This window comes from Paenibacillus sp. FSL H3-0469 (assembly GCF_038051945.1).
Taxonomy (GTDB): domain Bacteria; phylum Bacillota; class Bacilli; order Paenibacillales; family Paenibacillaceae; genus Paenibacillus_AQ.
On sequence record NZ_CP150302.1, the window covers coordinates 3,992,585 to 4,015,715 of the forward strand.

Annotated in this window: 18 protein-coding genes; 9 read left to right on the forward strand and 9 right to left on the reverse strand. The window is 56.0% G+C overall.

The genetic code is table 11. From position 1 onward, the window contains the following. Window positions 1-158: 158 nt before the first annotated feature. Genes NSS83_RS17475 through NSS83_RS17490 form a run of 4 tightly spaced genes read right to left on the reverse strand, consistent with a single transcriptional unit; the run spans window position 159 to window position 3,897 of the window. Window positions 159-1,154 carry a Gfo/Idh/MocA family oxidoreductase gene (locus NSS83_RS17475; RefSeq protein ID WP_341183533.1) on the reverse strand — a complete coding sequence of 332 codons (996 nt, stop codon included), beginning with the start codon at window positions 1,152-1,154 and terminating at the stop codon, window positions 159-161. A 14-nt stretch (window positions 1,155-1,168) separates the two neighbouring features. Then, window positions 1,169-2,122, reverse strand: a complete 954-nt coding sequence (locus NSS83_RS17480; protein ID WP_341346138.1) for a 1,4-dihydroxy-2-naphthoate polyprenyltransferase — start codon at window positions 2,120-2,122, stop codon at window positions 1,169-1,171. A gap of 32 nt (window positions 2,123-2,154) precedes the next feature. Beyond that, window positions 2,155-2,928, reverse strand: a complete 774-nt coding sequence (locus tag NSS83_RS17485; protein WP_341346139.1) for a DUF6081 family protein — start codon at window positions 2,926-2,928, stop codon at window positions 2,155-2,157. A 48-nt stretch (window positions 2,929-2,976) separates the two neighbouring features. Then, on the reverse strand, window positions 2,977-3,897 hold the full coding sequence (locus NSS83_RS17490) for a prenyltransferase (RefSeq protein WP_341183530.1): 921 nt from the start codon (window positions 3,895-3,897) through the stop codon (window positions 2,977-2,979). A 171-nt stretch (window positions 3,898-4,068) separates the two neighbouring features. Here NSS83_RS17490 and NSS83_RS17495 point away from each other — a divergent pair, with 171 nt between their 5' ends. From NSS83_RS17495 to NSS83_RS17520, 6 genes are all read left to right on the forward strand, one after another. After that, window positions 4,069-6,438 (forward strand): EAL domain-containing protein, encoded by a 2,370-nt coding sequence (locus NSS83_RS17495; protein ID WP_341183529.1) that lies wholly within the window; start codon window positions 4,069-4,071, stop codon window positions 6,436-6,438. Window positions 6,439-6,560: 122 nt separating this feature from the next. Continuing rightward, window positions 6,561-7,184 (forward strand): acetate uptake transporter, encoded by a 624-nt coding sequence (locus tag NSS83_RS17500; RefSeq protein WP_340994810.1) that lies wholly within the window; start codon window positions 6,561-6,563, stop codon window positions 7,182-7,184. A gap of 259 nt (window positions 7,185-7,443) precedes the next feature. Beyond that, window positions 7,444-9,588, forward strand: a complete 2,145-nt coding sequence (locus NSS83_RS17505; protein ID WP_341183528.1) for an EAL domain-containing protein — start codon at window positions 7,444-7,446, stop codon at window positions 9,586-9,588. Window positions 9,589-9,672: 84 nt separating this feature from the next. Next, window positions 9,673-9,984 carry a hypothetical protein gene (locus NSS83_RS17510; RefSeq protein ID WP_341183527.1) on the forward strand — a complete coding sequence of 104 codons (312 nt, stop codon included), beginning with the start codon at window positions 9,673-9,675 and terminating at the stop codon, window positions 9,982-9,984. Window positions 9,985-10,137: 153 nt separating this feature from the next. Further along, complete coding sequence (locus tag NSS83_RS17515; RefSeq protein WP_076080972.1) at window positions 10,138-10,614, forward strand: DsrE/DsrF/DrsH-like family protein; 477 nt, start codon at window positions 10,138-10,140, stop codon at window positions 10,612-10,614. Between the two features lie 183 nt (window positions 10,615-10,797). Then, a complete protein-coding gene (locus NSS83_RS17520; protein ID WP_341346140.1) occupies window positions 10,798-12,312 on the forward strand; it encodes an aminotransferase class V-fold PLP-dependent enzyme in 1,515 nt (504 codons plus the stop codon). On the opposite strand, the gene NSS83_RS17525 is transcribed toward NSS83_RS17520, so the two are convergent. Then, window positions 12,298-12,936: a TVP38/TMEM64 family protein gene (locus NSS83_RS17525; protein ID WP_341346141.1), complete on the reverse strand. Its 639-nt coding sequence runs from the start codon at window positions 12,934-12,936 to the stop codon at window positions 12,298-12,300. The genes NSS83_RS17520 and NSS83_RS17525 overlap by 15 nt on opposite strands. 108 nt (window positions 12,937-13,044) lie before the next feature. On the opposite strand from NSS83_RS17525, the gene NSS83_RS17530 reads away from it, so the two are divergent. From NSS83_RS17530 to NSS83_RS17540, 3 genes are all read left to right on the forward strand, one after another. After that, complete coding sequence (locus tag NSS83_RS17530) at window positions 13,045-16,164, forward strand: ATP-binding protein (protein ID WP_341346142.1); 3,120 nt, start codon at window positions 13,045-13,047, stop codon at window positions 16,162-16,164. A 2-nt stretch (window positions 16,165-16,166) separates the two neighbouring features. Continuing rightward, entirely contained in the window at window positions 16,167-17,294 is a 1,128-nt protein-coding gene (locus NSS83_RS17535) for a response regulator (RefSeq protein ID WP_341346143.1), read from the forward strand. Between the two features lie 464 nt (window positions 17,295-17,758). After that, window positions 17,759-18,433 carry a cohesin domain-containing protein gene (locus tag NSS83_RS17540; protein WP_341346144.1) on the forward strand — a complete coding sequence of 225 codons (675 nt, stop codon included), beginning with the start codon at window positions 17,759-17,761 and terminating at the stop codon, window positions 18,431-18,433. Window positions 18,434-18,644: 211 nt separating this feature from the next. On the opposite strand, the gene NSS83_RS17545 is transcribed toward NSS83_RS17540, so the two are convergent. From NSS83_RS17545 to NSS83_RS17560, 4 genes are read right to left on the reverse strand one after another with little or no spacing between them, the layout of a single operon-like run. Beyond that, window positions 18,645-18,881: a hypothetical protein gene (locus tag NSS83_RS17545; RefSeq protein WP_340751121.1), complete on the reverse strand. Its 237-nt coding sequence runs from the start codon at window positions 18,879-18,881 to the stop codon at window positions 18,645-18,647. Window position 18,882: 1 nt separating this feature from the next. Next, on the reverse strand, window positions 18,883-20,310 hold the full coding sequence (gene hydA, locus NSS83_RS17550; protein WP_341346145.1) for a dihydropyrimidinase: 1,428 nt from the start codon (window positions 20,308-20,310) through the stop codon (window positions 18,883-18,885). A gap of 1 nt (window position 20,311) precedes the next feature. Beyond that, window positions 20,312-21,601, reverse strand: coding sequence for an NAD-dependent dihydropyrimidine dehydrogenase subunit PreA (gene preA, locus NSS83_RS17555; protein WP_341346146.1), 1,290 nt, complete (start codon window positions 21,599-21,601; stop codon window positions 20,312-20,314). A gap of 32 nt (window positions 21,602-21,633) precedes the next feature. Further along, window positions 21,634-23,025, reverse strand: coding sequence for an NAD(P)-dependent oxidoreductase (locus NSS83_RS17560; protein ID WP_341346147.1), 1,392 nt, complete (start codon window positions 23,023-23,025; stop codon window positions 21,634-21,636). Window positions 23,026-23,131: the final 106 nt, after the last annotated feature.

Below are 23,131 nucleotides of genomic sequence, written 5' to 3' on the forward strand. Positions count from 1 at the left end.
CTTGAACCACCAGTGCTGGGGCTGCGCTGGCCTTAGTCTGCACGGCGGCAGCTACAGCCGGGGTTGCTGATATATAAAGACACCAAAAAGCAGCAATTCCTCCGTGGTTGGAAGAATCGCTGCTTTTTGGCGCTGTTTATGAAAATGAACTCAAATAATTACCCCAAGCGGATCCGCTCACGCCTCCGGGCAGATTCCAGACAGCTCTCGATCAGCCTCATATTCAGCAGCGGGTCCTCCTCCGCAATCCATGGCTTGCCGCTGAAGACTGCCCTGGCGAAATGGTCGGCCTGCTGGACGTAAGGGTTGGCTCCGACGGCTGCGACACGCCGGGGCTCACCGCCGCCGTATACGAAGAACTCTGCATCATCGAATCTCGCATTGAACGGCATCGGAATCTCGATCCGCCCCTGCGTACCGAGCACCTCCAGCAGCTGGCGGTTGTAGGCCCACATCCCGCAGTCGAAGATCAGGCTCTTCCCGCCGGGGAACTCCACCAGCCCGGAGGCCACCATATCTACATTGTCATGCTCCGGCGAGAACAGCGCGTGCACGGTTACGGCCTCCGGCTCTGTACCGAACAGCATCCGCGCGGCCGTAAGCGGATAGCAGCCGACATCGTAGAGCGATCCGCCTCCCCAGGCAGCATTGAAGCGGATGTTGGAGGTATCCGTAGCATCGTTGTAAGTGAACGTGCCGCGGATGGTACGCACTGCACCGATCTCGCCGCTGGCGATAATCACCTGCAGCTCATTGATGCGCGGATGATGGCGGTACATATAAGCCTCCGCCAAGTGAACGCCCGCCTTCCGGCAGGCCTCTACCATCTCGCCCGCCTCACGGCTGTTCAGCGCAATCGGCTTCTCGCATAGGATATGCTTACCGGCTTCAGCCGCGCGGATCACCCATTCACAGTGCAGATGATTCGGAAGCGGAATGTAGACGGCATCCACCTCCGGGTCCGCAAGCAGCTCTTCATAGCTGCCGTAAGCCTGCTCAATGCCGAATTCGGCGGCTACGCTGCTGCTCTTCGTGAGTCCCCGGCTGGCCACCGCCCGGATCACCCCGGTCTCGGACTCCTGGATAGCCGGCATTACCGAGCCTGTAGCGATCTGCGCGCAGCCCATTATTCCCCAGCGAAGCTTCTCTGCCAAAGTTATCACCTTCCTTATCTTAGTGTAACCCATATAACAGCTATACCCAGCACAAGGATTCTTGCCGCACTCATCAGCACGAAATTCTTCACCGCCAGAATGAAGGTCGTGCCTTTATGCTGCTCCTGATAGAAGCGTGCAATATTGCGGCACAGCGGAATCAGGGTCAGCAGGAGCAGCAGGACCAGGACCGGATGGACCCCGAGCAGCACCAGCACAATCAGATCGGCAAAAGACACATAATAGAGCAGCCTCCACAGCAGCAGTGCATTCTCCCGACCGATGTACACCGGCAGCGTGTATCTGCGGTTCTCGATATCATCCTCAATATCGCAAATATTGTTCGCCAGCATAATTCCGGCAATGCCCAGAATCGCCGGGACGGAGAACCAGAACAGATACAGTACCTCAAGGAAATTGATATGCAGGCTGATCCATTCGCCCTTCAGCAGCAGCGTGACCACTGCCTGATCCGAATGAATATAGGCCGAGATGAAAATAATGACGAACCCCATGAACAGCCCGGAGAACAGCTCACCGAGCGGCATCCGCGAGATGGGGATCGGTCCGAAGGAGTACAGAATACCGATCAGGAAGGACAGTCCCCCGAGCAGGAACACCAGCAGTCCGGTCTGGAATACCAGGGCAATGCCCCCGCCTGCCGCCAGCACCAGGAGAATGACGATCAGCGCCACCACCGTAGACTCCTTCAGCTTGAAGCGGACAATCGGATTATGGGTCTCATACCCGTAGCCATGGGTTTTGGCGGCCTTTTTGAAATCATAATAGTTGTTGATCGCTGTTGTTGCCATATCAAAGCTTAAGAGAGACACCAGCATCAGCACGAAGCGCAGGATATAGAAGTCCTCGAACCGGTACAGGGCATACAACGTCCCCAGCAGCAGCGGGAGCATACTTGCCACCTTGGTCGGCAACTCGACAAACTTGAAGAAAGTTCTTATATTCACGGCCATTCATCCTTATCAGTCATATGGGCACGTTACTGTGCGGTGGTTGTAATGGTAACCGGCGACCATTCAGCGATCACTGTCTGTCCGTGCGCCGACACGCTGCCTTCCGGGGTCAGGTCCTTCTCCGTCATGATGCCCAGGGCAATGGTGAAGCTGTTGAACTTCACAGGCACATTCCGCTCGCGCCGCACCTCATTCCCATTCACATAGAAGACAGCCTCATTATTGCCCCGGTGGTAGGTGATGGCGTACGTGTTGAATTCACGCGGCTTGAAGTCCGTATCCTCCTTGAAAATACAGAAGTATTTGGTTCCCCCCGTCTCGGGTACGGTTACCCCGGGGAACGGAAGGATGCCGTACACACTCGCATATTTATCGTTACCCGCGAAGAAATCAAGCGCCGCGCCTGTGGTGAAATCCAGCAGATTCAGCGACACATAGCCGTCATACAGATCCCCCGGAGCCGTGCCCTGCGTGCGGGCGCGGATCTGGAGCTCGAAGCGGACTTCGCCTTCCTCCGGAACCTCTACCGGCTGGGCCGAATAGTACATATGCTTGGCATTATCCAGAATCTGCACCTGATCATGACGGCGGCTCAGCTGAGCCCGCACGTATAGATGATCATTACGCACGATCACCACCGCTTCCGGCTCACGATACGCCCAGAACGAGCCGTCCGGCAGCTTGAAGCCGCCCGTCTGCCAGACCTTTCCTTCCTCCAGAATCGTATGGAAATCCCCGATCACCGTTTGCTTGCCCTGTACAGCAGGCATACCTTCGTTCTCTGGCTGTTGCTTGTCCATGAATTCTCCCGCTTTCTGTACTGTAGTAGCCTATCCATTTCTTATATTTTAAAATAGCCCCTGGATCAGCAGCGCCACCGTCATGACCGCCCCGCAGCGTACCGATGCGCGTTGTGAAGCGCCCATAAGCGGCAGATAGGCTTCAGAAGGATTCTCCGGCTGGAGGCTGCGGTAGATCCGAATCGGGGCAATAGCTGTCAGCAGAGCGAGCAGCGCATATACCGGCAAGATATGAAGCAGCACACACGCAATCAGTGAGGCATAAGAGATATAGAGCAGCACCTGAGAGAACACCAGCGCTCTGCGCTCCCCCCATACCACGACCAGTGTAAGCTTGCCGGCCTGCTTGTCAGCTCTCCAGTGCAGAAAGTGATGATTGAACAGCAGCAGGGTAGTGAGCAGCCCGCTTGGCAGCGACAGCAGCACCGGCTTCAGGCTGAACGCTCCGGTCTGAACGAAATAAGCGCCCAGCACCGGCATGAGTCCAAAGGCCAGGAAGATGGCAAGCTCGCTGTAGCCCTTGCCCCGGTATCCGAACCGCAGCGGCGGCGCCACATAGAAATAAGCGATCAGCGCCCCTCCGGCCACAAACCAGAGAATCTCCCAGCCGCTGTACAGGCTGAGCAGCAGGCCGCAGCCAGCCGCAACGGCCAGCAGCCCCCAGGTCAAGAGGGCAAACAACGACTCACGCATGATGCCCCCGGACAGGAACCCGGAGTTCGTGGAGATAGCTCCAGGAGTATGCTGGGCCTCTGTATCGGTTCCGTTGCGGAAATCCCACAAGTCATTTACCATATTGGAGAATAAATGCGCAGCCGCCGCTCCAATGAACGTTATTACAAATAAAAACGGATGGAATACTCCCTGCCATACATAGGCCCCGGCCGTTCCCAGGATAACCGGTATGAGCATAACAGGAATCACTCCAAACCGTGAGGCTTTCTTAAATAGGGTCCACTTCTCCATCATGCCAAGAATGATCTCCTTTTATTATTATTTGATAATTATTATCATTAAATTATTATACATCAAAATTCGACACTTCGGGCAGATTTACGCTGCAAAATATTCCCTAATCGTGGTACACTATAATCGATGGTACTTATTTCCTATTAAATCTTAAATAATGAAGGGGATCAGATGAAACTCCGCAAAAAAATAATCATCTTCATTAGTTTTATCGCTATCCTCGGCATTGGTGCCACCTATCTGATGCTTCACCTGATTCTGCTGAACCGCTTCGAGAAGCTGGATGAGGCAGAGCTGGAGCGCAACCTGAGCAAGGCTACCGCTGCTTATCATCAAGAGCTGGAGAAGCTGAGAACAGGACTCCTTGATATTGCTGTCCGTGATGAAACCTACCGGTTCATGGAGAGCGCAGCGGCTACCGGCTCTGCTGACTCCGGCAGTACGACTGCCGCCTTCATCCGCAGCAGTCTTGAACCGGCTGCTGATCCAATGAATCATTTCGATATGATTGCCCTGCTTGATCTGGACGGACAACCACTGTATGGCGGCACTTATGATCTGCCGGCAGGAATAGTCACCCCGTTAACCCAGGAGCAGCTAACGCTAATGAAGCTGATCCGAAGCCGTCTGCCTGTGCCGCAAGCTACCGGCGAGAGCCGGAGCGGCTTCATTAATCTGGACAAGGGCACTATGCTAATTACCCTTGCCCCTATTCTTAACAGCGGCAGAGACAAGCCGGTCATCGGAACAGCCATTGCCGGACGGATGCTGCACCAGGACGAGATCGCGCAGATCTGGGAGGATACCCTATCCACGATGGAGATGTCGCGCCTCACCACCCCCCTGCTTGCGGACAGCGGAGGCCAGCGCGTATGGACCAGCCCTGTCTCAGACGGGCAGATGTGCATTCATACAGTACTAGACGATCTGTTCGGCGATCCCGGAATGGTTCTCACCCTGAAGGAACCCCGCCAGTTCTACAACAGCGGGCTCAAATCGCTCTCCACCTTCCGTATATTCTATTCTATCTCCATTATGGTAATGCTGGGCGCAAGCCTCCTCTTCGTGAACCGGTTCATCCTGAGAAGAATGTCTTCTCTGGTCCGCAACATCCGTAGAATCGGCAGCAGCAAGGATCTGTCGATCCGGATTCCCAGCTCCGGGCAGGATGAATTCAGCGAGGTTGAGGTCGAATTCAACCGGATGATTGATTCGCTGGAGCAGACCCAGGACGAGCTGCGGCAGCAATCGATGCTGGACCCGCTGACCCGGCTGCCCAACCGCTCCCTGTTTTTCGACAAATTAAATGAAGCGATTGCCGCCGTCAAGGGCAGTGAACGCCAGATCGTGCTGGTCTTCATTGATCTGGATCATTTCAAGACGGTGAACGATACCCTCGGCCATGACTTCGGCGATGCTATCCTGAAGGAGACTGCGTTCCGCATCACACAGGTTGTCGGCAAGCATGATGTGGTCTCCCGGCTCGGCGGTGATGAATTTACCATTCTGCTCTACGATGTGCCTGATGAAGGCAGCATTGCCCGGCAGCTCTCCCGGATCCAGGAAGCCCTGTCCATGCCGCACCGGATCAAGGGACATCTTCTATATAATACCGCCAGCATCGGCATCAGTATTTATCCGCAGAACGGGGAAGACGCCGATTATCTGGTCAAGCAGGCGGACCTGGCCATGTTTCATGTCAAGGAGACCGGCCGCAATAATATTTTTCAGTATTCAGAGGATCTGGAAGCAGGCATCCGGCGCAAAAAGGTGCTGGCCCAGCAGCTTCTCTCGGCTGCCGCCGGGAACGAGTTCGAAGTGCACTACCAGCCGATCCTCCGCACGGGACAGCTGCAGGTATCCAAGGTGGAGGCCCTGCTGCGTTGGACCAGTCCTGCTTACGGCAATATCTCACCGGCCGAATTCATTCCGCTGGCGGAGAGCAGCGGCTCTATCGTCGGCATCGGCAGCTGGGTGCTGCGCCAGGTGTGCTCTGATATGCGCGATTTCCGCAGCCGGGGGCTTGAGCTCACCGCAGCAGTGAACATCTCCGCGCTGCAGCTCATGCAGCCGGGTCTGCTGGAGCTGCTCTTAGAGCTGCTGGATGAATATGAGCTGCCGGCCTCCAGCCTGGAGCTGGAAATCACGGAGAGCGTGCTTGTCTCCGGCGACGGCATCTTCCTGTCGCTGCAGCAGCTTCGGGCCCACGGGTTCCGGATCTCACTGGATGATTTCGGTACAGGCTTCTCCTCCCTCAGCTATCTGCGGCGCTTCCCGGTCGATGTGATCAAGATTGACCGCTCCTTCATCTCCGAGATGTCACGGGAGGCCCAAGGGGATGTGCTGGTCAAGGCGATTATCGAGCTGAGCCATAATCTGGGGCTGCGTGTAGTCTCGGAAGGCATCGAGCATAGAGAGCAATTCGATATGCTGCGGGAGCTGGGCAGCGACGAGCTTCAGGGTTACTATATCAGCCGGCCGCTTCAGGCCCAGGCGCTGTATTCTTTTCTGGAGCAAGGTAATTATTACACCGGACGATAAGAGACTTCTTTTATAGGCAAGCTACTAGCGATATGATATGATAGGCAGGCTGATAACAGCACCCGATCCAGGGTGCTGTTATCCTATGCGAACACTTATGAAAATTGGAGGCTTTCATTGTTATGTCAGCGCAACCGCACACCGCACAGTCCGTCAAAATCGTTACCGCCGACCCCAGCGCCATCGGCCTATTCGGACTGGCCATCGTCACCCTGGTCGCTTCTTCACAAAAGCTCGAAATTACAACAGGTCTCAGCTATGCTATTCCATGGGCCATCTTCCTCGGAGCCTTCGCCCAGCTATTCGCATCCATCCAGGATGCCAAGCACAACAATACCTTCGGCATGACTGCCTTCGGCGCCTATGCGTTCTTCTGGTTCGGCATGGGAGCAAGCTGGCTGATCAAGCTCGGTGTATTCGGTGCAGTGCTGGCAGAGGGCGTTGACCCCAAGCAGCTGGGATTTGTTTTTGCAGGATATCTTGTGTTCACACTCTTCATGACGCTCGGCGCCGTTGAGGCGAACCGCGTACTGCTCATTATCTTCATCCTGATTGACTTCCTGTTCCTCGGACTCTCGATGGATGCCTTCGGCGTCGCTGCGGAATTCTTCCACAAGCTGGCTGCCGTATCGGAAATGGCGATCGGTATCGTATCCCTATACGGCTGCGGCGCATCTGTGCTCAACGCCCACTTCGGACGTACCTTCCTGCCGATTGGTGCCCCGCTGGGCATCTTCAAAAAATAGCTCCGGCTTCCAGCCGGGCAGGGCCATGCCCTCTGTCAAAAAACTCGGATAAATGCTTACTGCCCTTTTATGCAGACGGTGTTTATCCGTTTTTAGATTCAGCCTGGTTTTGTTAGGAATTCCCTTGCGCAAACACGATAATAATGACATGCTATAGATACCCAAGCGACATTTATCGACATTTCCCTGCGGTCTAGGAACCGCTTATTATACGCTTTGACATCTACGGCTTTTATTTTTCCGGTATCGGGGGCAATCCATGGCTTTCCTTAGTAAAAAGCCTTTAAGCATCATCATCGGCTTCATCATCGTCCTGCAGCTCTGCCTGTTCTATTACTATTCCGTTTCCCTGGCCCGGGAATATAGAGCCGAGAAGGCGGATCTGGCCTCACAGGCGGTTACGCTGGCCTCGAACATCGAAGAACGGGTGGCCATTGTGAAAGGGGTCAGCTCCTTTATCCAAACTGTCGGCTTCGATGCCGATCCTGCACTCATCCAAAGCTACCTGGTCACCGCACACGCCAAGAACACCAGCAACGTCACGAATATCATGATCGCTCCGGATGGTCTGATCCGCTACCTCTACCCGCTTGAAGGCAATTCGTCACTGCTAGGCAGAAGCCTGCTGCTGGATTCCTCCCTGGCCTCTCCCGGCATGATCCAAGAAACGCTCCGTTCCCGCAGCATTACAGTAGACGGTCCGCGCACACTTGCCCAGGGCGGCTATGGCATGGTGATCCGGCAGGCTATCTATAAGGATAACTCTCTGGAGGGCATCGTCTCCGTCACCGTAAAGATTGATAATATCATTAACCAGCTTGTGTATAAGGATAGTAATATCTATGTCACTACCAAGGATCATACCTTCCTGTTTGGCAATGAATCCAGTGCGTCGGACCCCCGGCTCACTGTTCCCGTCAACACCTACAATCAGCACTGGCTGATGGGGATTTCCCTGCCCTCCCACAAGAAATGGCAGGTGCTGCTCAGCGTGCTGTGGATTGATATTGCTTTTCTGCTGGTGATTGCCTTCATTCTATATATCTTCTGGTATCAGAGCCGCTTCAACCGTGAACTGGAGCGGTTGGTCAGCATCCGGACCCGCGACCTGCGTATTTCCAAGCGTCTCTATGAGAAGCTTGCCCATTACGACAGCCTGACAGAGATCCCCAACCGGCGCTTCTTCATGGATGAATTTGAGCGTCTGCTGCAGAGCTCGGAGCCGACGCAGACCTATACCTTATTCTTTTTCGACCTGAACCGGTTCAAGGAGATTAATGATACTCTCGGACATTCTATAGGGGACCAGGTGATCAAAACCCTGGCCGGACGGCTCAAATCCGGGAGCCTGCCCTTCAAGCTGTTCGCCCGTACCGGCGGAGATGAATTCGTGATGATCTTCGCGGGGCTGCCGCACACGGATATTCCTGTGATCGCTGGTCGGATCAGCATGCTGATCTCACAGACCCTCCTGATCTCGGGAGCACATCTGAGCCTGTCGACCAGTATCGGCATCTCCCTGTACCCCGAACACTCGCAGAATACAGACGATCTGCTGAAATTCGCTGATATGTCAATGTACCAGGCTAAGTCACAAGAGGACGTCAATTACTTCATCTTCGACTGGGGGCTGCGCGAGAAGCTGGAGCAGAAGACGATGATCGCCAAATACCTGCACTCCGCGCTGGAGCGGGAAGAGTTCGTGCTCTACTATCAGCCTCAGATCAACGCTATCACAGGAGAAATGATCGGGATAGAGGCGCTGATCCGCTGGAATCACCCCGAGAAGGGGCTAATTGGACCAGGGACGTTCATCACCGCAGTCGAAGAAGCCGGGCTGATGATCCAGCTGACCGACTGGGTGCTGCGTGAGGTGTGCCGCCAGCTGTGCGAGTGGCGCAGCCTGGGGATGCCGCTGCTGCGGACTTCAATCAATATCTCCAACAGCTGGTTCTACAACCGTAACCTGATTGAGAATCTGTTCGCCGTGCTTGACGAGTACGGACTGGATACCGGTGTGCTGGAATTCGAGATTACAGAGAGCACCGCGCTGCTGGAGGAGCATTATCCATTGCTGCAGCAGATGCGCGATCACGGGATCATCGTCTCCATCGATGATTTCGGCACGAAATATTCTTCGCTGAATTACCTGAAGCATTTTCCAGTGAACAAAATCAAGATTGACCGCACCTTCATCACAGGCATCGGCGTCAGCTCCATTGATGAGACTATCATCAAATCCATCGTCTTCGTCGCCTCCCAGCTTGGCTATGACCTGATTGCCGAAGGGGTCGAGACGCCGGAGCAGCTGGCCTTCCTGGTGCAGCATAATTGCCCGCATATCCAGGGATTCCTGTTCTTCCCTCCGCTGCCTGCCGATGAGATCCGTAAGCTGGCCTCCTGAAGCTGTCAGGATGCTTTGCACGCGGGTATGGCGATCGTTATAATTAGCTTAATTCCGATGTTAACCCGAAAGGATTCTGAGACCATGAATAGATTAACTACCGGCGAAATGGCCGGCACCGCCCTGTTTGCGCTGATCCTCGCCCTCCTGGCGTACCGGATTATCCGCGGCATGCCGAAGATGGCCGGAGACATTACCGCCTTCCGCAAACGCACCCTCGTCTGGACCCAGGTCGCCCTGGTGCTTACCGTTCTTCAGCTCAACTTCAAGGCCGGGGACTGGCGCTTCGGCATTATCCTCGGCCTGATCGTCCTGTTCACCGGCAGCATCTGGCTGTCCGCCCGCCGCTATGACAACGCCCGCCAGGCTGAGTCTGAGCATCGGGATGAGCATTAAGGCATACGGTACGCCTGCATGCCAGCACAATATGTACATTTCAGGCTCCCGTCAGGGGGCCTTTTCTGTGTCTTCCGGCCGGGCGGCAGGCATACTTTCCCTCTCCCTAACCATACTAATGACATTCTATGGATACCGATGGAGGGCTGATGAATGGGCAAAAAACTGAATCTGCTGATGTTCAGCGGGGAGTATGACAAGGCGATGGCCGGGCTGATTCTGGCGAATGCGGCCAGGGATATTGAGGTGGAGGTTACGATGTTCTTCTCGTTCTGGGGGCTGTTTCTGGTCCGGGACCCGGAGACTATGACGCTGGAGGATAAGAGTATCTACGAGAAGCTGATGGATGTCATTACACCCAAGGGACCGGAGCAGCTGCCGCTCTCGCGGATGAACTTCAGCGGGCTTGGCAAGCTGATGCTGGAGGAGATGATGGAGGATCAGGGAGCACCGAAGCTGATCCATTTCCTGAAGGGGGCGCGCAAAAAGAACATCAAGTTCTACGCCTGCAAGCTCTCGGTGGAGATCATGGGCTTCAAGCCGGAGGAGCTGCTTCCCGAGGTGGAGATTATCGATGCTGCCGCGTATCTGAAGGATGCGCTGGAGAGCGATATCCAGCTCTTCATCTGATGGCCCTGGGCTTTAACCTAATTACATCACCGGGCATATACTGAGGCAGACGAAGACGGACCGGTTACGTCCGGCGGGCACGCGCAGGCTACACGACTCACACGATACTTGCCTTGCGGAGCACCAGCGCCTGCCGGAATCCGTCTCAAATGATAGAGCATTCATTGCCTGGAGGGATTGTCCGTGCTGAGTATCCACCGCGCCGCTGCGGCAGAGGCGCCGTCTTCACTGCAAGAGCATTTCGCGGCATTCCGTGAGCACACTGTCGGCAGCCGCCATCTGATCTCCACCCCCTACGGACGGCAGCCGCTGCTGTACGCCGACTGGACGGCCAGCGGCCGGCTGTATGAGCCGATTGAGCGCAAAATACAAGAGAGCTTCGGCCCCTATGTCAGCAATCCGCATACCGACTCCAACACCACGGGGCTGACCATGACCCTGGCTTACCATGAAGCGCGGAGCATCATCCGGCAGCATGTGAATGCCGCCCCCGCAGATGCCTTGCTCTTCTGCGGCAACGGCACCACCGGCGCGGTGAACAAGCTGCTGCGGATCATGGGCCTGAAGCTGCCGGAATGGCTGAAGCAGGAAACCCTCTGCGCACCGGAGGAGCGCCCGGTCATCTTCGTCAGCCATATGGAGCATCATTCCAATCTGCTGCCCTGGCAGGAGAGCTTCGGCGATGTGGTTACTGTCCCCTCCGGGCCGGGTGGAGAGGTAGACCTGCAGCGGCTCGGGGAGCTGCTGACGATCTACCGGAACCGCCGCTTCAAGATCGGTTCCTTCACCGCCTGCTCCAATGTCACCGGCATCGAGACCCCGTATCATCAGCTTGCTTCGCTCATGCACCGGCATGGAGGGGTATGCTTCGTGGATTTCGCAGCCAGCGCCCCTTATCAGGAGATCAATATGCATCCGGCAGCCCCGCAGGAGAAGCTGGATGCCATCTTCTTCTCGCCGCATAAATTCCTCGGCGGCCCGGGAACCGGCGGTGTGCTGCTGTTCGACACCGCGCTCAGCAACGGCCGGCTGCCGGATGAGCCCGGCGGCGGCACCGTGGTATGGGTGAACCGCTGGGGCGGACGCCGCTACATCGATGATGTTGAGGTGCGCGAAGACGGGGGCACCCCCGGCTTCCTGCAGGCGATCCGCACCGCCCTCTGCGTGAAGCTGAAGGAGCAGATGAACGGAACCGGACAATATATGATCGTCCGCGAACAGGAGCTGTGCCGGAAGCTGCTCTCGGGGCTGGCACAGATTCCCGGATGCTCCGTGCTGGAGGGCACACACCGCAAGCGGCATGGCATTGTCTCCTTCACGCTGAAGGAGATTCATTACAATCTCGCGGTACGGCTGCTGAATGACCGCTTCGGCATTCAGGCACGCGGCGGCTGCTCCTGCGCCGGTCCGTACGGCCATCAGCTGCTCGGGCTGAACCCGGCGCAATCCCAGGCGTTCATCCAGGCGATCCATGCCGGGGACCAGTCGCTGAAGCCAGGGTGGGTCCGCCTGTCCCTGCACCCGATCATGACGGACCGGGAGGTGGAGCATATGGTCTTCGCCGTACATTCTGTCGTCAGCAATATTGCTGAATGGAGCCTGGATTACCGTTACAATGCGGTCACCAACAGCTGGCTTCATACCGGCGAGAGAGGCGTTACAGAGGAGGAGGAGGTCCGTGAATTATTTGTGCTGTAGCGGCGCTTGGCCGCGCAGCTCCCGCTCCCGCGCCAGCCGGGCGAACCTGGCTTCAATCGCTTTAACCCCCCAGAGTGAGGCTCCGATAAACAGCAGCACATAGAGGATCTCCGCCGGATGGCGGATGAACCGCTGCACATCATTGCCGATGTAGGAAACCGCAAATACCATAATGGCTTTGCCCGCACACAGCGCAATCAGGTAGGAACGCAGCCGCATTCCGGCCAGCCCCGCCGCCATATTAATCACCACGAACGGACCCACCGGAAACAGACTAAGCAGGAACACATAGCTGAACCCGCTCTGGCGGACCCAGGTCATCGCTTTGGCTACCTTGGGCTGCTTGGCCCATTTGGTGAGGTAGGGATGTCCGGCAATTTTGCGGATAATCAGGAAGGTGACCGTGCAGCCTGCGACCAGACCAATCCATGAATACAGGAACCCCAGCCATAACCCGTACACCGCTCCGTTAAGCCCCACAATCGCTATAGTCGGCAGCGGGGGCACGAACGATTTCATGAAGGTAAGGCCCACACCCGGCAGCGGCCCGAACGAACGGTATTGCTCCAGCAGCTGCATCAGGCGCTCCTCGGTCAGCCATGACATAATATTTAGAAAGAACATTTCTTCAGCGCTCCTCAGGGTACGATATGAAATTCAATTATACAACACTTCCGGCGGGAAGTAGAAGGAAGCTGGACAAGCGCAAGCTGCCGGAGATATGATGAAATCATGAGAACATTTGATTATAATCTGCTGGCCAAAAGAATGCTCGCCCTGTTATGCATCGGCCTGCTCACCGCAGTGGCGCTGATCCCCCTGCTCGGCTCCTCGTCTGCCTGCTACAGCCCACGGTCAGGCTGGGCCGATGTGTCCTCCTGCACCTTCGATAATTCTGCCGTCTACCCGCTTGAAGGGGAATGGGAATTCTATTGGCAGGAGCTGCTGAAACCGCAGGATACCTTATCCGGAACAGCAGAGGCACCGGCCTTTATGCCCGTGCCCGGCGCTTGGGGCCGGGGATCGGAGGCTACCGGCTTCTCCCGCTACGGATATGCGACCTACCGTCTGCTGGTTCAGCTGCCGCCGGGGGTTCCCGCCTTCGCCCTCAAGGTGAGCAATATCCGCAATGCCAGCGAGGTATATGTGAATGGCGAGCGGCTGGGCGGAAGCGGAACACCGGGGAAATCCCGGGAGACCGCCAAGCCGCGCAACCAGCCGTATTCCCTGACTTTTCACAGCAAGGATAACCTGGCGGAGATTCTGATACATACATCCAATTTCACCTATTCCAACGGAGGCATTGCCGAATCTATCCGGATTGGCACTCCCGCTGCTATAGCTGCCCTCGATCAGCGGAACCGGACCTATGATATTTTGCTGGTGGCAGGCTTTGCTTCTATCGGCTGCTATTTCATCGGCCAGGGCTTACAGCGCAAAGAGGACAAGTCTTCGCTCCAGCTGGCCGTCTACTGTTTCGTGATCTCTCTCTACATGCTGACTCACAGTGAGAAGCTGCTCTTCGAGTACCTTCCATCCCTCTCCTATGAAGGATTCAGCAAGCTGCAGGCGGTGTCGGGTGTAATCGGATTCTATTGCGTGTCCAGCTATACTCATTCCTTGTTTCCCGCACTGTATTCCCGGCTCTTCAAACGGATCTGCTTCGTATATGCCTTGAGCTTCTGCACCATTGTACTGTTCACCACACTACCTGTATATTCGCGGATTACAGGAGTGCTGCTGGCCTTCAGCTTCATCTCTGTCTGCTATACCTTCTATGTCATGGTAAAAGCCGCCTGGCGGAGGGAGACCGGCTCTAACTATCTGCTGATCGGTGTAATTGCCGCAGTCATGTTCACCTTATCCTTAATCAGCAATCTGTTCTTCGGCACTGAACTCTACGCCGTTCCGCCGGTAGCCGGTCCGATCTTCATTCTGGCCGAGGGGCTGTTCCTGTCTGCACGCCATGCCCATGCCTATGAGACCATTAAGCAACTGTCCCGGCAGCTGGAGCGCAAGGACAGGGACAAGGACGAGTTCCTCCTGAAGACCTCCGCCGAGCTGCGTACGCCGCTGAATGCCATCATTAATGTGGCGTTATCCATGCATGAAGGGGCCGGAGGACCGCTAAGCCCGTCCCAACGGGAGGATATACGGCTGATTCTCGGTACTGGCAGAAGGCTGGCCTTCCTGGTACGGGATATTCTCGATTACGAACAGATCAAGCGCCAGCGCATCAGCCTGCAATGGGGGATCGTAGATATCCAGGGAGTGGCGGCCATTGTCATTGAGGTCTTCCAGTTCCTGAACAAAAAGGGCAGTATCCGCATCAAAAATCACATCCCGCCGGGCCGCTTCCTGGTCCAGGCCGATGAACAGCGGCTGATGCAGATCCTCTATAGCCTGCTGGATAATGCACTGAAATTCACGGACCGCGGCAGCGTGGTCATTGAGGCCGTCTGGCAGGAGGAGTTCCTCTCCATTGCCGTCACCGATACCGGGAAGGGCATTCCCGAGGATCAGCTGGAGTACATCTTCCGCGACTATGAGCAGATCAGCGAGGCCGATTCACTAGAGACCGGAGGCCTCGGGCTAAGCCTTGCGATCAGCCGTAAGCTGGTAGAGCTGCATGGCGGGAGCATCTCCGTCTCTTCCCGGGTTGGCCGGGGCAGCACATTTACCTTCACGCTTCCGGGCACCCAGGCGGAAGCTGCCGCTGCCGCCCAAGCCGGAGAACAGGCGCTCTTAAGACCCGAGTATACCCAACCGGAAATGCTGGATGACCTCTGGAAATACCGGTCGGCTGATCCGCCGCAGTCCAGCGGACAAGCCGCTCCCTATGCGCCGCGTGTCCTGATCGTAGATGACGATTATGCCAACCTGAAGGCGCTGACCAACCTGCTGTCACTGGAGAATTACAGTATCGCAAGCCGCAGCAGCGGCAAGGACGCGCTGGCGCTGCTGGCTGTAGACCGTAATTTCGATCTCTGCATAATCGATGTCATGATGCCTGAGATGTCCGGCCTGGAGCTGTGCAGGATCATCCGCCAGACCTACACCCCGCTGGACCTGCCGATCCTGATGGCTACGGCCGGGCAGCAGCTTCACTTCAATGAGGCGGCCTTCCGCGCCGGAGCCAATGATTTTATCCATAAGCCTTATATCTGGAGCGATCTGAAGGGACGGGTCAACACGCTGGTTCAACTACGGCGCTCTGTCTCCGAGCGGCTCAGCTCGGAGATCGCCATGCTGCGTGCACAGATCAAGCCGCATTTTCTGTACAACGCCATTAATACAATCATCTGGATGAGTACGCGTGACACCGAGAAGACGCAGCAGCTGCTATACGATCTGAGCCATTTCCTGCGCGGCAGCTTCGACTTCAGCAACCAGGAGACCGCCATTCCGTTCGAGAAGGAGCTGGAGCTGATCGAAGCCTATCTGTCGCTGGAGCAGGCCCGGTTCGGGAAGCGGCTGAATGCCGAGTATCATATTGAGGTCAGTGAATTCCCGCTGCCGCCGCTGATTGTGCAGCCCATCGTGGAGAACGCCGTCCGTCACGGACTGATGGAGAAGATCGACGGAGGAACGGTGATCATCTCCACCCGGCAGGAGGGCGGTGATATCCTGATCACCGTCTCGGATAATGGGAAGGGAATGAGCGATGAACAGCTAGCCTCATGGATGAAGGATGATTACCGTTCTTCGCATGGCGAAGGCACCGGAATCGGCCTGCGGAACATTAACCGCCGGCTGCTCACACAGTTCGGGCGTCCGCTGATTCTTACACGGGGAGCCAGCGGGGGTATAGATGTATTGATTACAATCCCATGGAAGGAAGAGGTCTTCTGAGTATGAGCATCTCTGTAATGGTAATTGATGACGAATGGCCGGCCCTGGATCACATGAAGGAGCTACTGCTCCAGTGTGAAGGAATATCCTCTGTCCTGACTTATGATAACCCGCGTGAAGCCCTCGCTGCTGCTTCCGAACTGAAGCCGGATGTTCTGTTCCTGGACATCCAGATGCCGGAGCTGTCCGGTCTGGCTTTTGCCGAGAAGCTGCTGCCCTTCTCTCCGGATACAGACATCGTATTCGTAACCGCCTACCGCAATTATGCTGTCGAAGCCTTCGACCTGTCTGCGATGGATTATTTGCTGAAGCCTGTTGAGCCTTCCCGGCTGCTGAAGACCTGGAACAAGCTGCTCAGTAAGCGATTGGCGCAAGCCCCTGCAGGAGCAGCCGAAACAGCGGGAGCAGCCGGGAAGACAACCGCGTTCCGGCTCCTGGGGGATTATGAGCTGACCAGCCCTCAGGGTTTGGTGAAGTGGAGAACACATAAGGCACAGGAATTATTTGCGTATCTGTGGATTCACAGACAGGGCAGCGTCAGCGTGATCCTGAATGATGTGTTTCCGCAGTGGAATTACGAGAAGGGCAAGCAATATCTGCATACTACGGTCTACCAGATCCGCACCACCTTGAAGAAAGCCGCGCTGGAGGACAAGATTGAGCTGACTTTCGGCAGGGAGAATTACAGGCTCGAATCGCGGGGGATCGAGAGCGACATTGAGAAATTCCAGGACGCTGCCGCCCTTGCGATGCAGAATGGCAGCCTTGAGGATATGCAACAGGCCGCCGCATTGTACACCGGTGACCTGCTTCAGTCACTGGACAGCCTCTGGGTGTATTCCGCCCGTGATAAATACCGGCGGCTGTATCTCAAGCTGCTGGAGCAGCTTACCTTGGGATTGGTGCAGGCTGCACGGCCTTACGAGGCCGAAGATTACGCCGTGCGCCTGACGGAGCTGGAGCCGCTGGAGGAGAGCTACGCCCTGCGGCTCATCGCGATCTATTACGAAACCGCCAAGCCCCTGCGCGCCCAGCGCAAATTCACCCAATTCAGTGAATCCTACATCGCAGAGACCGGCGACGCCTTGCCGGACTGGTTCGTGGATGAATACCGGCGGCTGGGGAGCTAGCCTGGGGCATTTTCAGGGGAAAATTGGAGTGTGGTGTGGAGACTGCTTATTGCCGATGGATTATTACTAGCTGAGGGTTAGCAGTGACCCGGGGATAGAGGAATGACTGACTTAATTGTACGTTGTACAACTAAATCGTCGGATTCATAACCCTTACTCCGTTTAGCTGTACTTCGTACATTTAAACAGCGGCCTTCCCTGAGTTTTCACATCATTTGGCAGATTTAGTTGTACAGAATACAGTTAGAAGATATATTTATGCCTATTCGCTGTTTTTAAGTGTACATTCTGCAACTATCCCTGCACCTTAGTAATCTTAGTGATGTACCTGCATTTTTTCGATATTTTACGCCACATTTCGACGTTTATCAGTGTTTTATCAGTGACAATTGTTACCATTGTTCATATACAAAGATCATTCGTGCATAGGGATGCATCATTATGATGGCAATGGGGGATGTAACATGAATAAGAGGAATAGATTCAAGCAGGCAGTCAGAGGGATGAAGGTACTGCCACTTATGATGTCCATGATTCGTGAGGCTGCAGTGGATAACACCGCACCTGCGATGTCTGTTGAGGTCTCTACTGACAAAGAGGTTTATACTCCCGGGGAAGAAGTTACCGTGCTGGTGCATTTAAAAGACTTCGCACCAAATGACCCCGGCTACAGCTCTCTTAACTTCATTATCCAATATGACAGCCAGGTATTCGACAACCTTGAATATACGCAGCACTCGGTTTATGCGGAAGGGAATTATACGGCTGGGAGCGAGGTCGATAACCTGTTCCAGTTTAATTTTCAGAGTCCTGTCGATGGCAGTATTTACCTCGGAAAAAACACAAGTATGCGCGGCATCGATATTCAGGTTGAAGCAAGCAGCGGACAGCATACGATTCCTGCGGTAGAGCAGACGCTGGTCACCTTCAAGCTGCGGGTCAAGGAACTTACACTTGCCTCCTCCTCAACGATCAGTCTGGCCAATGAATTCACCAGAATCCGCACCTCCGAAGCCGCGAACAGCTTCTATCTCTACTCGCCCGATGTCACAGCGAACTCCCCGGCAAGGGTCGAAATTGCCCAATCCCCGTCCGTCTCCGTCTTCTCTTCACAGGAGCCGGTCAACCGCCTGGCGTAGCAGCGTATTCTGCAACTGCGGCAGCTCCATCCACATACATATCCCTTACATAATTGGCTGCCGTCTATAATTCTTGTGCTTATGAAGCGTCCGGTTTCAAAAAGGAAGGCACCCTCCGCGAATGTATACACGGAGGGTGGATTTGAATCGCTGACCATCATGTCGATCCTTCGTCAGGAATATAAGGGGGATTAATAACTGTAATGCGGGTTCACCTATGAATCTCAGCCGCAGTCTGTCGGGTTCGGCCAACAAGCAGGGTCGTCACATGCTTGCGCGCGTCCGCTGTGAGCAGCAGCAGCTCCACCGGTCCGCCGGCCGGTTCACTGCGGATGAAGGTAACCCTGGCACCGTCCAGATCCTCATAGATCCCGGCAATGGTATAGCCCAGCCCGATGAGATTGTCGATTTCCTGCCGTTCCCGGTCGAACTCTGCAAATGCTGACATCTCAGACCACTCCTCCGCTGATTTCAGTCTGGGCCGGATGGGGAGCCTCGGCCTCGAAGCGCTTGCGGTGCAGGTATTTACCCTGTCCTGCGGCACCGACGAATACCTTGTCCTTGATGACAAACTCGCCCCTGCTCAGCACAGAGACCGGCTCGCCCTTGACCGTAAGCCCCTCGAACGCATTGTAGTCCACATTCATATGATGGGTCTCTGCCGACAGTGTCCGCTCCGCTGCCGGGTCGAAGATCACAATATCAGCATCGCTGCCCACAGCAATCGTGCCCTTCTGCGGGAAGAGGCCGAACAGCTTGGCGCTTGAGGTGGCGATGATATCTACGAATTTGTTCAGCGTGATGCGGCCCTTCTGCACCCCTTCGGAGTAGAGGACACTGAACCGGTCTTCGATGGTGGGTCCACCATTCGGGATCTTTGAGAAGTCCCCCCGCCCCAGCTCCTTCTGCCCTTTGAAGTTGAACGAGCACTGGTCAGAGCCAATGGTCTGCAGCGTCCCGCTCCAGAGGGCATCCCAGAGTACATCCTGATTCCACTGCTCGCGCAGCGGAGGAGACCAGACATACTTAGCGCCTTCGAAGTCCGGCTTCGCCAGCGCCGACTGATCGAGCACCAGATACTGCGGACAGGTCTCGCCGTAGACACGCAGCCCTTTCTTGCGGGCCTCTGCAATCTTCCAGGCCGCCTCGGCGCAGGTGACATGCACCACATAGAGCTGTGAATCCGTCAGCCCGGTCAAATACGCCGCCCGGCCAGTCGCCTCGCCCTCCAGCTCAGGGGGACGGGTCAGCGCATGATAGATCGGATCGGTATTGCCTGCGGCCAGCGCCTGGTCCACCAGATATTCGATGACATCACCGTTCTCGGCATGCACCATGACCAGCGCCCCTTCGCGCTTCGCCGCCTGAAGCGTCTTATACAGAACTCCGTCGTCGGCCTGGAAGGTGTTCTTGTAAGCCATGAACACCTTCAGCGAGGTGATGCCCTCCTGCTCGATAATCTGCGGCAGCTCGCTGAGCACCTTGTCATTCAGCTCTGACACCATCAGGTGGAAGCTGTAGTCGATGACCGCTTTATCCTGTGATTTGCGATGCCAGGTATCTACGGCCTGCTGGAGCGGCTGCCCCTTCGTGGTCAGGCAGAAATCAATCACCGTAGTGGTTCCGCCGTAAGCAGCGGCAATCGTGCCGGTCTCGAAGTCATCGGCGGTAACCGTACCGCCGAAGGGCATATCCAGATGGGTATGGGGATCAATCCCTCCCGGAAAGAGATAACAGCCGGAAGCATCAATGATCTCCGCTCCCGGCGCTTCCAGATTCAGGCCGATGCCGCTGATGATTCCGTCCTCAATCAGGACATCCCCCGTATACGTATCTGCTGCTGTAACGATAATTCCGTGCTTGATGATCTTCTTCATCTTAACCCACCTCCGCTTCCGAATAAGCACCGTTGACCCCGCTGATGATCCGGCTGCGCTGATTCCAGCTCATCGGGGCCGCTCCGCCCTCCAGTGCTATCATATCAATGGCTCCGTCTGCCGGGCAGACAATCGAACACAGATTGCAGCCTACACAATCCTCCTCGCGCACTTGCAGAATCGCCTTGCCCTCCGCATTCGTCAGCATATCGATGCATTGGTGAGAGGCGTCTTCACAGGCAATATGGCATTTATTGCAGTTGATGCAGTTCTCCTCGTTGATCCGCGCAACGACTTGATAATTAAGATCAAGATCGCCCCAGTTGGAATATTTGGGCACCGACTTGCCAATCAGCTCGGTTACCGAAGCCAGCCCCTTCTCGTCCAGGTAATGGTTCAGACCGTCGATCATCTCCTCCACAATCCTGAAGCCATGATGCATAACCGCTGTGCAGACCTGAATCCCGGTTGAGCCCATCAGCATGAATTCGACGACATCCTGCCAGGTGGAGATGCCGCCGATGCCGGAGATCGGCACGCCGACTTCACGGTCCCGGGCACATTCCGCCACCATGCTAAGGGCAATCGGCTTAACGGCAGGGCCGCAATAACCGCCGTGCGCCCCCTGGCCGCCGACATTCGGAATCGTATTCCAGCTGTGGATGTCCACCCCGGCCAGACTGTTGATTGTATTGATCAGGCTGATTGCATCCGCTCCGCCCTTGACGGCATGCCGGGCCACCACGGTAATGTCGGTGATGTTCGGCGTCAGCTTCACAATGACTGGTGTAGTCGCCACCTCCTTGACCCAGGCGGTCTGCGCCTGCACCAGATCAGGCTGCTGGCCCGAAGCCGCGCCCATTCCGCGTTCAGCCATGCCGTGCGGACAGCCGAAGTTCAGCTCCAGCCCGTCTACGCCGATGGCCTCCACGCGCTTCACAATCTCATGCCACTTCTCCCGCTTCGGCTCCACCATCAGGGAAGCAATGATCGTATGGTGCGGGAATCTCCGCTTCGTTTCATAGATTTCCTTCAGGTTAACCTCCAGCGGACGGTCGGTAATCAGCTCAATGTTATTGAAGCCCGCTACACGCTGTCCGCCAAAATGAACGGCGGCAAACCGGGCCGAGGTGTTGATGACCGGCTCCCCGAGCGTCTTCCACACCGCGCCTCCCCAGCCTGCCTCGAACGCGCGCTGCACCTGATAGCCTGTATTGGTAGGCGGCGCAGAGGCCAGCCAGAACGGATTCGGTGACTTGATGCCTGCAAAATCAATGCTGAGATCTGCCATTGCCATTCCCTCCCCCTTCTATGAAATCCGTGTTATACGGCAGAGCCGATTACGCCATCCTGACGGCCTGACCACTGCTTCACAATCGCATAGGCAGCATCCTTGCCCTGCTGCGCGGCAGAGACCACCATGGCCTCCCCCGTCCCTGCGCCAAAAACAATATCGCCGGCCGCATAAATCTGCGGATCAGAGGTACGGCCGGTCGCGGGATCAATCTCCACTACGCCCCGCTTATGCTTAAGCCCCAGCGCCTCAATGAGGCCAATCCGCCGTTTCTGGCCGATAGCCACCACTACGGCATCCACCGGGAGCAGGAATTCCGAGCCCGCCACCGGTACGGGAGAGGGGCGTCCATCCGGCCCGGCCTCACCGGTCAGCTCCATCCGCACACATTCCAGTGCCGCAACATTCCCCTCTCCATCACCGACAATCCGCTTCGGCAGGGTCAGCCAGTTGAACTCCACACCCTCCTGCTTGGCGAATTCATATTCAAAATCATAAGCCGTCATCTCCCCGCGCGTCCGGCGGTAGATCATCTTCACGTTCGCCGCGCCGAGCCGCACCGAGCAGGTGGCCGCATCAATGGCCGTATTGCCTGCACCAATGACAGCAACACGCCGTCCCATCAGCTCCAGGGCAGGAATCCCGGTCTTTGTGGTCTCCACCAGCTCGATCGCATCATAGACACCGGACAGCTTCTCGCCTTCAATCCCCAGCGGAGGCACATAACCCATTCCGGCCGCCAGCACAATCGCATCATATCCGGCCTTAAGCTCTTCTATGGAAATATCCACTCCCACCTTCATTCCTGTGCGGATCTCTACGCCCAGCCTCTCCACCTGCTCCACTTCCCAGAGCGAGATGTCCTGCGGCAGCCGGAAGGAGACAATCCCGTGGGTATCCAGGCCACCGGCCAGCGGCTTCGCCTCATAGATCACTACCTGGAAGCCTTCGCGTGCCAGCTCTCTGGCCGCCGACAGACCTGCCGGTCCGCCGCCGATCACCGCTACTTTCTTGCCGTTAGGCTCACCCGCCCGGAAAAGCTGGAGCCCGCTGCGGATCGCCCAATCCGTAGCGTACCGCTGCAGCAGGCCAATCTCAATCGGCGCAGAAGTACCGTTTAACACACAGGCTCCCTCGCACAACTCCTCCGTAGGACATACCCGTGCGCAGCTTGCGCCGACCGGATTGGCATCCATGATGGTCTGCGCCGATCCTCTGAGATTGTCCGTCGCGATTCTTTTAATGAAGGAAGGGATATTGATGCTGGTCGGACAGGCCTTGATACACGGCGCATCATAACAGTACAGACAGCGGTTGGATTCCTCGATCGCCCCCTTGCGGGTAAGCCCCGGCTCTGCCTCGGCAAAATTACGCATGAACAGCTCAGGTGTCAATGTGGTAAACGGTGAAGATTGCTCCATCGGGTACCCCTCCTTCTGGCCAGAGTAGCTTCCACTCTTGCTTCGATTTATGTTATATAATATAACATTATTACGATGATTGCCTTAATGTTTTGCATACTTGTAA